At 38.0% G+C, this 14,300-nt stretch carries 11 protein-coding genes; 2 read left to right on the forward strand and 9 right to left on the reverse strand.

Annotation, left to right across the window (positions count from 1 at the left end; translation table 11 throughout):
* Window positions 1-86: 86 nt before the first annotated feature.
* Window positions 87-1,502, reverse strand: coding sequence for a type I glutamate--ammonia ligase (gene glnA / locus MP622_RS09235; protein WP_171069565.1), 1,416 nt, complete (start codon window positions 1,500-1,502; stop codon window positions 87-89).
* Between the two features lie 813 nt (window positions 1,503-2,315).
* On the opposite strand from glnA, the gene MP622_RS09240 reads away from it, so the two are divergent.
* Window positions 2,316-2,684: a hypothetical protein gene (locus MP622_RS09240; RefSeq protein WP_243790626.1), complete on the forward strand. Its 369-nt coding sequence runs from the start codon at window positions 2,316-2,318 to the stop codon at window positions 2,682-2,684.
* Window positions 2,675-3,106 carry a TLD domain-containing protein gene (locus tag MP622_RS09245; RefSeq protein WP_243790628.1) on the forward strand — a complete coding sequence of 144 codons (432 nt, stop codon included), beginning with the start codon at window positions 2,675-2,677 and terminating at the stop codon, window positions 3,104-3,106. Before MP622_RS09240 ends, MP622_RS09245 begins: the two co-directional genes overlap by 10 nt.
* 51 nt (window positions 3,107-3,157) lie before the next feature.
* Here the strand turns inward: MP622_RS09245 and yddG are convergent, their stop codons facing one another.
* The 8 genes from yddG to tssF form a co-directional block, all read right to left on the reverse strand.
* Complete coding sequence (gene yddG, locus MP622_RS09250; RefSeq protein ID WP_243790630.1) at window positions 3,158-4,045, reverse strand: aromatic amino acid DMT transporter YddG; 888 nt, start codon at window positions 4,043-4,045, stop codon at window positions 3,158-3,160.
* Window positions 4,046-4,217: 172 nt separating this feature from the next.
* Window positions 4,218-4,484, reverse strand: coding sequence for a PAAR domain-containing protein (locus tag MP622_RS09255; RefSeq protein WP_044740170.1), 267 nt, complete (start codon window positions 4,482-4,484; stop codon window positions 4,218-4,220).
* A 22-nt stretch (window positions 4,485-4,506) separates the two neighbouring features.
* Complete coding sequence (locus MP622_RS09260) at window positions 4,507-5,271, reverse strand: OmpA family protein (protein ID WP_243790632.1); 765 nt, start codon at window positions 5,269-5,271, stop codon at window positions 4,507-4,509.
* Between the two features lie 8 nt (window positions 5,272-5,279).
* Complete coding sequence (tagF, locus tag MP622_RS09265) at window positions 5,280-6,239, reverse strand: type VI secretion system-associated protein TagF (protein ID WP_044740172.1); 960 nt, start codon at window positions 6,237-6,239, stop codon at window positions 5,280-5,282.
* A 37-nt stretch (window positions 6,240-6,276) separates the two neighbouring features.
* Entirely contained in the window at window positions 6,277-10,101 is a 3,825-nt protein-coding gene (gene tssM / locus MP622_RS09270) for a type VI secretion system membrane subunit TssM (protein ID WP_243790633.1), read from the reverse strand.
* Window positions 10,102-10,126: 25 nt separating this feature from the next.
* Entirely contained in the window at window positions 10,127-11,533 is a 1,407-nt protein-coding gene (locus MP622_RS09275; RefSeq protein ID WP_243790635.1) for a hypothetical protein, read from the reverse strand.
* Between the two features lies 1 nt (window position 11,534).
* Complete coding sequence (gene tssG, locus MP622_RS09280; RefSeq protein ID WP_243790637.1) at window positions 11,535-12,527, reverse strand: type VI secretion system baseplate subunit TssG; 993 nt, start codon at window positions 12,525-12,527, stop codon at window positions 11,535-11,537.
* Window positions 12,491-14,299: a type VI secretion system baseplate subunit TssF gene (gene tssF / locus MP622_RS09285; protein ID WP_243790639.1), complete on the reverse strand. Its 1,809-nt coding sequence runs from the start codon at window positions 14,297-14,299 to the stop codon at window positions 12,491-12,493. The genes tssG and tssF overlap by 37 nt, the downstream gene beginning before the upstream one ends.
* Window position 14,300: the final 1 nt, after the last annotated feature.

Genomic DNA, 14,300 nt, shown 5'->3' on the forward strand with positions numbered 1-14,300 from the left:
AGCCGTTCTATTTTTTAAATAAAACAGATGATACAAAAAAAACCCGCGACAAGCGCAGGTTTTTTACAGTGGAATTCCGTTCAGAATTACAAGCTGTAGTACATATCAAATTCAACTGGGTGAGTAGTCGTGTTAAGACGACGAACTTCTTCAGTTTTAAGTTCGATGTACGCATCAAGCATTTCTTTAGTGAATACACCACCTTTAAGAAGGAAGTCATGATCCGCTTGAAGTGCTTCAAGAGCCATATCTAGGCTATGTGCAACTGTAGGGATTTTAGCTTCTTCTTCTGGAGGAAGGTCATACAAGTTTTTGTCAGCAGCTTCACCTGGGTGAATCTTGTTTTGGATACCATCAATACCCGCCATTAACAATGCTGCAAAACCTAAGTACGGGTTCATCATTGGATCTGGGAAACGAGCTTCAATACGCTTGCCTTTAGGGCTAGAAACGTAAGGAATACGGATAGATGCAGAACGGTTACGCGCTGAGTAAGCCAACATAATTGGTGCTTCAAAGTGCGGAACTAAACGCTTGTACGAGTTTGTAGAAGGGTTAGTAATTGCGTTCAATGCACGAGCGTGCTTGATGATACCACCGATGAAATAAAGCGCCATTTCTGAAAGACCAGCGTATTCATCACCAGCAAACAAGTTCTTGCCATCTTTAGAGATTGACATGTGAACATGCATACCTGAACCGTTATCACCTACCATTGGCTTAGGCATAAACGTTGCAGTTTTAGCATATTGATGCGCAACGTTCCAAACAGCATATTTAAACTGTTGTACTTCGTCTGCTTTACGAACCATGGTATTGAAGCTCACACCAATTTCTAACTGGCAAGATGCAACTTCGTGGTGATGTACTTCTACACGACCTGGGCCCATGATGTCTTCAATTTTCGCACACATTTCTGCACGCATGTCATGTGAAGAATCAACTGGAGGAACTGGGAAGTAACCACCTTTAACACGTGGACGGTGACCTGAGTTACCAGATTCATAGTCTTTACCAGTAGACCAAGCAGCTTCTTCAGCGATTAATGTATGACGAGCGCCAGACATATCGATGTCCCACTTCACTTCGTCAAATACAAAGAATTCTGGTTCTGGACCAAAGAATGCAGTATCTCCAATCCCTGTAGATTTTAGATATTCTTCTGCACGGCGAGCAATAGAACGTGGGTCACGGTCATAACCTTGACCAGTTGATGGCTCGATGACATCACAAGTAACAACTACTGTAGGCTCAGCGAAGAACGGGTCGATAAAACCTGTTTCTGCATCTGGGCGTAAAATCATGTCAGACGCCTCAATACCTTTCCAACCAGCAATTGAAGAACCATCAAACATTTTACCGTCTTCAAAAGTATCTTCATCAATTGTATCTGCTGGGTAAGTAACGTGCTGTTCCTTACCTTTAGTATCAGTAAAGCGGAAATCGACCCATTTTGCGCCACTTTCTTGGATGAGTTGAAGGACCTTGTTCGCCATGCTCATTTTGCTCCGATGATTTTTTGTTGCACCTGTGGAGTGCGTGTTAGTAGTTGGCAGTTATAAAGCAATTCTCATACCAACTTTTAAAAAGCAAAGCTAAAACATTGAATTATTTATCAGAATACAAGATTTATAAACTTCGCTTAACACCTATTATACTGTTTGAAAAATGAAATGCACCATATTCAAACATTTTCATTATTAAGCAATTAATCACCACACAAAAGGAACCAAAATAGTGCATTTAAATTCAAATGGTTTAATGCAGTGCATTTTTTAGTATATTTTTTAACATTGATGTCTTTTTTAATTATAGACCACAAAGCAATTCATCAGAAAAGCTTATGAATGATATAAAATTTCATCTTTTAGACTACTTCTCACCATACTTTGACAACATTTTACTCTGTTTTCTATGCCTAACTCTCATTTTTAAGTACAGCTAACCAAAAACTTGCACCACTTTATTGCTACTCATGACTCTTCTTAACTCAATTTTCCCATCAATAGGCTCCGACATCTTTAGAAATTCAGAAAACTCAATATCTAGTAAAAATCAGTTGCTTTTATAGACAAAAAATAAATTTTGACCAATACTACAAAAAAACCATAATCAATTTAGAACTATATAAAGCACAACACTGTAAGAATAAAGGCAGGACAACGACACCAACCAATTACTTTACCGTTATTAAAAATTCAAGATCCTTTTAATATTAAAGTAAAGAAAAAAATTGATCCCACTTTCTTCATCTAATCTCACACTTATAAAGTACGAAATTAGAAAAACATAAGTGGGTTAACTAGAGGTAAAATATGAAAAAAAGTTTATGCTTAAGTCTTTGCTCTCTCTTTACTATAACCAGCTATGCTGCGGATACGGCAGATTTAGCAAAACAATTATCTAATCCTGTCGCGGCTATGGTGAGTGTACCTTTTCAACTTAACTATGATGAAAAGATTGGCGCGGAAGAAGATATTGAACGATATCAACTCAATATTCAGCCTGTTATTCCAATCAGTTTAAATGAAGATTGGAATCTCATCTCACGTACCGTTCTGCCAGTCGTGTATCAGACATATGGTGATAGCTCTAAATATGATGACTGGGGCACTGGAGATACAGTACAAAGTCTGTTTCTTTCACCAGTCGATTCAGGACCAGGGGGAATTATTTGGGGATAGGTCCAGCAATGTTATTGCCTACTGCTTCTGAAAAAACTTTAGGTGCAGATCAATGGGGACTCGGACCAACAGCCGTTGTACTAAAACAAATGAATGGTTGGACTTTCGGTGCCCTAGCAAACCATATTTGGGCTGTTGAGCATAAAGACAATGCTGAAGGCATCAGCAGTACATTCTTGCAACCTTTTGTCAGCTATACCTATCCAAGTAGTTTAACCATCTCACTCAACAGTGAAGCCACCTATGACTGGAATAGTGAAGATGCAACTATACCAATAAATCTATCAGCGACCAAAATTGTAAATTTAAATGGGCAACTGATCAGTGTTGGTGGTGGTGTGCGTTACTGGGCAGATGATACGACGGGTAGTGCAAAAGAATGGGGGGGACGCTTGATTGCTTCCTTTATTTTCCCTAAATAGTTTTGCATCATCGTTTAGATAGATTTAGGGAGATGATGGCATCTCCCTGTTTTATGAAGTCCTACGAGTAGACCACCAACATAAAAACGAACCTAAAGTGACCAAAGCAGCACCTTGCCAAAATACCCATGACAGCCCCAAATCAAGTAACTGCATAGCAATAAATGAAGAAATAATCGGCGTCAAATAGGATGCAGCTGTAAGCAATTGAATATTGCCATGCAAGATGCCAATATTCCAAGCAGCGTAACCTAATCCAAATGCAGCAGCACTAATCGCCAAATAAACAAAACTCTGTAGGTGAAGCTCAGGAACTTGAAAATCACCCATCCAAAGATATTTAAGCCATAAGGCCACTGCAGTTAGGCAAAAAAATATGGCTATTGCATTCTGACCATCGCCAATTTTCTTCGTGAGCGTGCAATACGCTGCCCAAATAAAAGCCCCCATAAAAGCTAAAGCATAACTGATGGGGTTAAGCGAAATATTCTGTATCAGTTGATTTAAACTAAACTCGCCATTTCCAACTTGAACCTGAATAATGCCAAATAAAGTCAGTAATATCCCCACAATTACTAAAGGATGAAACTTTTGCTCTTTGGTTAAAATTAAAAGTAGAACGGTTAGGCTTGGCCACAAATAATTCAGAATACTCACTTCCACAGCTTGTTGATTATTTTGAGCAAATGCTAAAGAAAGTGATAAGCATAACTCATAAGCAACAAATAGAATTGAACCCCAAATGAGGTAAACTTTAGGAAATAAATGTAATTTTGATGGTTTAAATAAGATCAGTAAAATGACGGAACTTAAACTATAAATTAAACACACACCCAAAATTGGCCCGAAGCCATCCGTTACTTGTCGTAATAACCCGACAATAGCGGCCCAGAATAAAATGGCGCACAATCCAATTATAGTGGCGAAACGATACGACATAATCCCTGACTTAACACGTGTAAATTCATGTGAATGTAGCAACAGTCAGATAGGGCGACAAGTTATTTATGCCAAAGACAAATCAATATCATCATCTCATTTAGATCCCGTTTGGACTGATCGTGATGATAAGTAATAAAACAATCACGAATGATAAATTTTTATATCACTTTTAATTCGCACCTTGCACCATATTTTGCTTCTGTAATAATTTGCAGCCACAAGATAAAGAATCATTCACCCTTGCAACAGCTTTGCCCATCACCAACATATGCATATCTCCTGAAATAATGGTCGCGACCACTTTATGCAACGGACAAGTTGCTTTATCTCCAATACAAGCAACTGCAATCCCTTCGACCAAGAAACTTGCATTTCCAGAAATTACTTTACCACCACCTGTTGTTGGGCATCCAACTGTTATATAAGGCGTCGCCATACCCTTATCTCCTTATTAGCAACTAAAGTACTTCAAACTCAATTCTACGATTTTTTTTACGTCCCTCTATTGAGGCATTATCCGCGACAGGTTTCTCTGAACCCAATCCAGCCGTGCTTAAACGTCCAGCAACAATTTCTTTCTGAATTAGATACGTTTTGACTGCTTCTGCACGTGCCAAGCTCAATGCCACATTCTTTTTAGCATCACCAGAGCTGTCAGTATGACCAATAATTTTGACGTTCTTGTCTCGTACTTTATTTAATGCCACTGCCATCTCATCCAGAATTTTTGTTCCTGTAGCAGTTAAAATTGCACTTCCAGATTCAAATTCTACAATTCGATCTTTCAAAGCATCATCTACGATTTTTTGTTCGGATTGATTAATCGTAAAACTCGTATTTACCCGATAAGGTGGCAGTACAAGGGATTGAAACATAGATGTAACTGGTTGAATTTCTGTTGGGTTCATCAGTTTTCCTGTTAATTCAACTTGTGTTCCTTTTACAGTTAACTTACCAGCTGTGATTTTTTTTAAATCTGAAGTAATCACCCGTTCCACAGTATCATCCCAAGCTTGGGGTGTGGCGACAGGTCTTATCTGGATTTTATCCACAACCTGATCCTGCCCATAAACAGCATACAATTTCTGTAAAATTGCCTGTTTACTGGTTTGATTAGCAACCACACCTTCAACAATTACAGGCTGTGCATAAAGTAAAGCACTAGACAAAAAACCACATGCCAAGATGATATTTTTACAAATCGTTCTATTTTTAAAATTCATTGTTAATATTAGCCACGAATAAATGTTTGTTTAAAAAGTTTAACCCCTTGTGTGAGACTTAATTGTCGCTCACACAAAGCCTGTTCTAAGGCTGCTAAACCAGCATTTTGTTCCAAATAGCGATCGATCCATTCGGCATGAATCAAAGAAACCCAACGTTCAGTGGTAAAATTTTGCATAAAAATATCGCTGAGTGCTGAAATATCAGCACCTTGAAATCCAAAGAGTAAAATAGGTTCTTCGGCATGCAACAATCCGATCAAAACTTCTGTATTCTGGCTACCAATGAACAAATGAATTAAATTGACCCAGAATGCTGCAATTTCATAACGATAACGTGCATTATGTATGGGTAGAATCAACACCTTATTTAAATTAGCAACACCCACACTGAGAATAGGCTGTAATAACAAACCTAAGCCAATCATGCTTTGAGCCAACTGATAACTATTCATTTTCATTAAACTGGCAAATGAATACATGGTTTGATGATCAAAAAAATCGAGACTGAGATTAAGATGACAACCCTGCTTATCACGACCAAAATGTGATAATTGTTCCAGTAATTGGTCGGGTTCCCGAATTGCTTGCAACTTTTTATTCGTTTGAAATAAATCAATTAATAAAGGTTTATACACAACTGGTGCATAGCACAAATTCTGCATTGGATTAGAAGCTTCTAGCAAATGACACAATACCATTGGAAACTTTCGCCCCGAAGCATCTTCACTGGCTTCTAAGTTGGCAAGTAAAAGCGCTGATTCCATTGGATTGGCAATAAAAAAATCTAAGCTCGGCAGAGTTTGATATGATTTTTCAAAGTCAGGCTTTTGCATCGCCAACTCCAATGCTTCAGTCATCCAGCGATCAATCATTTGAATAACATTAGACTGCCCTTTACTTTTTAGGAAGTCTCCACGCGCTGGACTCTTACCAAAATAAAATGATGCTGTTTTACTTACTTGCATTGGGCCCCTCCCTCACTCCTTTTCGAGCATCGTGTCATTATGGTTTTACTCCTGATAAAGCTTGCGAAGGAGAAGTCAAATTTTGCGGAGCTTCTTTCATGTTGACTTGTGGTGGAGCAACTTGTGCAGCAACGACTCGTACAGCTTTGTCCATAACCACTTTATCCACCAGCTGCAGACCTGCATAACCTCGACCAGCACCCACACTGCCACCGCTATTACCACTAATCAGGCGGAAGTTTAACTTCACAGCAAGTGATGGATCTTTTGGACTGGCCCAAGTCATTTCAAAACTGCCGTTTTGTGGCTTTCTTTGCGCAGAATCAATCAAGCGGTTAATGCCATATTCACCTGGTGCCTCAAAAATGGTATGGGTTTGTCCTTCCAAGTCGACAGCTGTGATTCTGACACCTGGAATAGCACCTGGATTTGGCCAAATGAAATTCACCCACTGCTGTATTCCATTTTCATACACCATTCTTTGACCATCAATATCGACGCTATAGGACAGAAATTTTGGATTCGGTAATGGATAGAATTGGAAATTCGATTGGCTCGCTGCGGTAGAAGGTGCTGTTTGATTTAAATCACCTGTCGCTACACCATTCGCTGGCGCAACATAACTTTGAAAATTCATCACAAACTGCGGATTTAGACCTATACCTAAATCTTTCCATGTTTTAGATGACAACATATATCCACGTCGGATCACTAAAGGATCCAGACTTTCTTTAACAAAACGAGCAATACTGCCTGTCTCACCAAAAATCTGTGCAATTTCCGCGCTGGTCGCTTGTATTGTCGCGCCCTGATTAAATGGATATTTTTGTCCTAAAGTCGTGCTGAATGGTTGATATGCCTGCATGACCCATAATTTATTCAGTTCATCTTGTGCAGGAGGCAATAAAGCATTAAAAGCTTGGGTCAATGGACTCACCAATAGACGTTGTAACACCTGCTGATCTGTCGCATTCAGCCCAACCATTAACTTTTCATCGACAATTTTCTGCGTAGCATTAAATACAGAAGCTTGTTCATTAATCGTTTGTTTAACGACGGTTAAAGCACTTGGGCCAATATCCCCTGCATTTTTTAAATCATTAAACTTACTACGTACCTGAGAAAGGTTATTTAAATATTCATCCAAAAGAGACTGATTTTGCTGATCATCACGCTTGCGTATCAGTTGATAGAAAAATACAAACTCTTGCGAGATTGGTCCTTGAGCCTGATTGATGGCTTTCTTTATGGCATCTTCGTTATTTTGTCTTAATATCGTACGCTTAAACCATGCAACAAAACCTGTTTGTGGTGCTGCCAATTCAGCTTGTACTACTGGGTTATCCCAACTGGTTTCTTTCGTCACACGTTCTATGAATATTCTGATTGGTGAGTTTTGCGGTTCACCCAAGATTTCGACAATACGAGCGTCACTTTTAAAGTCTGTTCCTTTTGCATAATGTACGGCGTTCAGGAACTTTTTCCATTCTGCAATATATTCCTGCTTATACAACTGGGTGAGTTGTTTTCGAATTTGATCTGGACTTCCAGTAAAAGTTAAATCATCCGATTGAGTCGTATTCAGCACCCAATCTTTTGTATCAGTCGGTTTATTCGCGGCATCTTCAATGGCTTGAGCAACGTAATCATCCCATGCCTTATAAGTGAATACACCTGGTAGCGCGTAGCCTCCCATTAATATGCTCTTATTATTTTCTCCCACAATTTGACCAACAGTCAGTGCAGGGAAACGAACTGATGCACGCATTTTAATTTCATTATAAACTCGGTCTCGCGCTGGCATACCCCGTACTACAGCCACCATCACTTGACGAGTTTGATCCACCAATTGTGTATCAGCTTCTAATACAGGGAACTGTTTTTGATTTGCTAGAGACATCGCATAAGTTAAAACTTGCTCTGCTTTTTGCATCAGCTCACTTTGCGGCATGGCTCCACGATTTGCCAATAACCAAGAACGCCAGAACTTTGTCACCTGATCACTGAGATGACTTGCATCCATATACTGTGGATTGCTCAGCATGATATATGCCTTTAAAGCATTATAAGCATCTTGAGGGTTAGTATCAGACGGTTCAAAGTACTGTTGATTTTTATTGGCGGCCAATTGTTGAATTTGTACATTGACATGATTCGCCTTTAACGTTGCTTCATTACTTTTAACCCGCTGCAAATATTGCGCAATATTCTGTTGCGAAGGTTCCAATACAATCTGCCGAATACCTTTCAAATATTCACCTTGTAATTTCTCACGCAATTCATTGCCTTGATATAAACCAAATGAAAATTTGAAAGGATGATCTTGATCAAAGGTATCTAATTGCTGCAATCGATTTTGCAGTATTAAAAGGGCTTCTAATTGTGTCGCTAAATCATTTTCGGATGTTTTTTCCAACTGTTGGACTTTGTTTAGGTCCGCTTGCACATCCAAAATCAACTGCTGGTTATTACGATAAGACCAAACCCATACGCCAAGTATCATAGCGACAGTTATTAAACCCACCATAAAGCCCAAGTAACGTTGGCGTTTACGCAAAGGATTAATATGCTGCTTAACTAAATTTTTATCTTTTAAAATTACATTTGAAAATAAACCTTTTAAAAAATAACCATGATTTTGTGCACTGATTTTCTTTGAGGCATCTTCAACATGTAGCCGATTCAAATCAAATTCTTGTGCAATTTGCTCAGTCATCGGGCTTTCAATGATGCCCTCCTGTAAAGCACTGGTAAAATAGAAACCACGAAAAACAGGTTTAAATTGATAAGGGTTGTCTTCAAATAATGCGGCAATAAATGTCTTTACCGCTGGTTTTAATGTTTTAAACTCGAGCGGAAATGTCATTACCCCAGGTGAAATATTTTGTGCATGGCGACGACTTAAATGCGTGGTGCTTACGCTTTTTAAGCCATCAAATAGCGTATTATAATGTTGCTCAAATAAGTCTGAAGCATTCGGCGAAGAGTCAGCGTGATATGGAAGTGTTGCACCCCACACTTGATCGAATTCCTGCCCCTCATAACATTCAAAAAACTCAGTAAAACCCGCAATCAAATCCATTTTCGTAAACACCACATAAACTGGTGCAAAAACTTCTAATCGTTCTGTTAAGTCTTGAATACGTGCTCTTAAATTTTTGGCAAGTTTTAGTGATTTCTCAGGACTCTGACTAATCAATTCGGCAATGCTAACCACCACAATTAAGCCATTCACTGGTGCTTTCGGTCGATTTTTTTTCAATAGTTTTAAAAAGCCAAGCCATTCACCATGGTCCTCTGCATATACAGAATAACGACCTGCTGTATCTAATAAAACACCATCTGTTGAGAAAAACCAGTCACAGTTTCGGGTTCCACTTAGCCCAGCAGACACCACTTTTTGATGGGATTCTTCAAATGGGAACTTTAAGCCAGAATTATAAATCGCCGAACTTTTACCTGCTGCTGGGTTACCAATAACCATATACCAAGGTAGTTCATATAAAGCAGCATTACCCTTCTTATCCCCCAACTTCGATTTACGAATCAGTTGAATGGATTCTTTCATTTGTTGTTGAATCAGTCTTAATTCTTCATTATTTTTGGTTTGACAGTACTCAGATTCAGTTTCCTTACCCATTGCTTCTGCAAGTTGTTCACCTTGCTGTTCATGCTTTCGACGTTGAATCAGCCAATAAATACCATAACCGATTAAACCTAAAAGATAGGCAACACACAGCATAATAAAGATATGCCGAGGCACCACATTAAATGAAGATATCAGAGCAACCAATATGGAAAGTGCAATCATTGCTTTTGGATTGGTAATGTACTGCCACAAGTAGCCTAAAATTGTATACATTGTTATCTCGTCAATTTTAATATTCTTAAGTATTTAATTCTGATAGTAATTCTTCAGACTGAAATATCACATGTGTGTTTGGAGCATCCAGACTGAACATAAAACTATGCATAGATTCAGGTGCTTGAAGCCCAAGAAGAAATCCGAAAATCTTAGCCAAACTTTGCGTATGTCCTAAACTGTAATGACTATATAAGCAGTGATACGACTGTATGTTTGATGCACCAATATGTGTTGCTATTTGTTGAGCAACTTTGATTTGAGTAATATTGTCTGGCACCACAAAAAACGGAGTTTCGTTCTCATATTGTTCTAAGTTTTCAATACCTAATTTTCTAATAAAGTTCATTACATTGGTTTCATTTTCAACTAGTTCAATCACCTTGACTCTAGAGAGTTCCTCAACTCGGACCGATTCAGCTGAAATACAACAACTACCAATAAACTCTGCAGGAATATATTGATCAATTGCCCATAAATGTTCGTCGATAATGTCCTGATCTATGGCTGAGTCAACCACCGTAATATATGAAACTTCATCCTTTTGATGCTGAATGGTTTTAAGTAGTTCAATCCATTCCACATAAGCATTTTCGGTACCCCAATAATGGTAATGCACGTTTATTTGTTGGACTAATAGCCCTAAACTCTGCAAATACTCTTCAACCAATACATCACTCGATTGTTTATTCCAAACATGGAGTAAATAATCGGAAAGTACGACATGAATATTCAACATATTGAGGCGTGGAACATCCATAACCACTGTTTGTTCCTCTTCATCTTCCTGATAGTCGGAACGAACCCAAGCAGGATGCATACGATATTCATAAGCAAGTTGTTGGTCATAAAACATCGCAGAATTTTTCAAATGCTCCACAATAGTTAATAAGGATGCACAATTTTCATTGAGTTCTGCCTGAATCAATGCCTGTATGCGTTGTTGAATTTCACTTATATCAGGACGATCCACTTCATGGTCTAAAGTCTCATCGACAGGATCAGGCATTCGGTAAGATAAAATTGGATTACCCATCTGATTCACAAGTTTGGAATCCAATGTAGGTGCAGGCATCTCAGCCATTTTGGCAAATATTTCTTGGTTTTGCCCCAAAGCCGATTGCAACGATGCTGCATAAACATTTAAACGTAGATACTCAGGAGACAGCTGATTTTGTGTATTTACACTGTCAGAAGATGCATGTGCTTCTATCAGTTGTGCATCTCGTTGCCTATTTTGTATAAATTGGTATAGCTTCCATATGAGATAAGGACTGAGTACTACCAATGAAATCAAAAAAGGCATCAACACAAAATAAAGTAATAAATCTTGTGCTGTCGGTTCAAATTTAGCATCGCGCCAATAATAAATAATCAGCGTAGAACTTACGAAAAATATGCTTAAAACTGTACTCAATATAATTTTAAGCATTTTAGATCTCTCGTATTAACGCATAACAAAATTCGTTATGATCTTCTGTCAATGTCGGCATTAAGAAAGTTCCCTGCCCCAAACCTAATGATTGGTTTGCACCGATTTGAACTGCTTTTTTGTCAGTTCTTTTCAAAATTAAACGAACATCGACATGCAAAGTCGGGTCACACCAACTCTTAAAAATCTTTCGGAGTTGTTCGCTTAATCCTTTCCCAGGCAAATAATCTAAATAATGTGGGTAGGTTAAAGGCCCAATTTGAACTTCAATTTTTCCATCCACCTGACGGACTTTTTCGCCACAAAAAGTATTTAAACCTAAAGCATTTTTAGCCAAGCTGCCCAAACTGGTTTTCTGAACATCATTAAGCTGGAAGGTTTCCACAATAAATTCTTTAATTTCGATCTTTTGCTTAAATACACAATGCAACATTGTTTTCAAGGCATGTACATTATTATTCTGTCCTTGCATTAATCCTGAAAACTCGGCAAAAAAATCTTCCAATTCAGAAGGCTGATGTTGCTGACGTACAAAACCATTCAATGCATGTAAAATCGTTAAATAGTGATTATTCTGATCAATTTCGTAACGAACAGGTAAGTTATATACCAGACTGGAATCGACATACTGAGCGGTCAGCTTGTGATTAAAAAGTCCAATAAACTTCTGTACTTCATCACGTTGCTTGCGCGGTGATAACTTAATTTTCTGTGTATAGCTATAGGGTAATGCCCCTTGTATCCCGAGCAAGCCCACCATCAAGTTTTTAAGTTCAATTTTATCTTCTGCTAAATTTAATGACTCAATCTCTGTAATAGGAAAGTTGAGCTGAATTGAGCTCTCAAAACTAAAACGATCAGCCCAATGTTGAACTTGATTAAAAATAGGATCATGCCGTAACAGCCGAGTCGTTTGGATAAACTCATAAGCTGTAGGCATGTGAAACAGACCATCAATTACAGAAGCTTCTTGCCACCAACGTTCTGAACGCATTGGTATAACTCCTGTCCTGATTGATCATCAAAAATAATTAAATCAACGAAACTGTTCATCTGTACTTTTAGGTTGAATACATAGCTCAATAACTGGCTAAAAATATATAAACTATGCCCCCGAAAGACTTCCGCTTTGATTGATACTTTAACTTTTATACCGCGGACAAAAGCTGGGAATGGCTTGATATTCATCATTTTATGGGTAGATTCAAATTCAATGCCCTGAATAGCATCAATCAATAGATGATTTTCTTTGGCATTTGATAAATTATATAAAGCCAACAATTCTTGAATATGGGGTACGGCATTTTCTTGCATTAATGTCATTAAATTCAAAGACAAATGTGAAATCAGGCGCCACTGTTCTTCTTTATTTCCATTAAAGACATAACATGGGGTAGGTCGTTTTAAGACCTGTGCACGTCGAACCAAGCCTGTACCATTCATATTTAGAGTATGCTGACTCAGACTCATGCTCTCGTAAGGCAAATTACCATTCGAACACAATAAGTTTGTACTAATAAAATCAGACTTGATTTCATGTGGATTCAAATGCCGAGAAATAATGGAATAACCTAATTCAATGTTCTTATGTTGGTATTGTTTTTGATTCAGTGCATAAAAGTATCGTACATTCTCTTTATGGGCATGACTCATGGCAAAAAATGGTGTGATCGGATAAGTCACAGCATCCTGTTCATGTTTTTCTCTCATCATTTGCATATTAAGGATTGAATAAACACGATAAAATTCAGGGTGATGTGCATCCGTTAAAATTGGATATTCTAATTTTTTATGATCAATCTTCTGTGGCTCAGCCTTTTTCTCAAATAGATTAACGGCAGGACTACTAAATAACTTGAAATTTGCAATATTCAAAGCTGAATAATTATGAACAATTGCAGGGTCAGTCAAATTGAGTTTTAAATGAACATGTAATTCAAATTGGCTATTTCGTTGTGTTAATTTTTTCAGTCCCTTTAAATTCAATTTAAGATAGTTGAATTTTTCTGAAAAGCAAAAATACTCCATTAAAAGCCGATAAGCATGATGAGTATGCTGATCGAGAGGCAATAGGCTTTCATTTTCAGCAAAGCCCATCACTTCAAATGGATTCTCAATTGCCAAAGTATGCTGACCTGATTTCAAGCTAAAACTGGTCTCAGATTTAAAAACTGCATCTAAAAACTGCAAAGGAAAATTTGAAATAGCATCTAAATAAATAAGTAAGACTTCATTGTCCAACCATGCTTCTGCCCCATTGAAAGCTTCAAAAGAAAAAACTAAAGTGGCATTTTGATTCAAATGTAAATGTGAGCTCTGATTGGTCTGAAATTCCAGAAATTTCAACTGGAGCGGTAAGAGCTGTACAGCCATACTGGTTTTAAACTCACACTGTACCCCTTTTACACTTCGTGATTTTAGTGTTGTATTTGCTGGGACAATCGTACCTTCCGTAAGCTTCTTCTGTTTTTCTATATCTTCGAAACTCACCACGGTACAAGCAGGAAAATGTCTCAAATATTGAGGAAACATCACCTCAAATAATGACCGTGTAAACACGTCATAACTGTCTTCTAATTTTTTATCAATTCTTGCTGCGATTAACGAAAAAGCTTGAATCAGCCGCTCAATGTGCGGATCATCAATTTGCTCTTGATTTAGAGATAAACGTTGCGCAATTTTAGGATACTTTTTTGCAAATACTCTGGACTGTAGCGCAAACTCTTGCAGTTGCTTTTCATAATAAGGTAAAAGTTCTTCGATCACA

It is taken from the genome of Acinetobacter sp. PK01, assembly GCF_022819285.1.
In the GTDB taxonomy this organism is placed as follows: Bacteria; Pseudomonadota; Gammaproteobacteria; order Pseudomonadales; family Moraxellaceae; genus Acinetobacter; species Acinetobacter tandoii.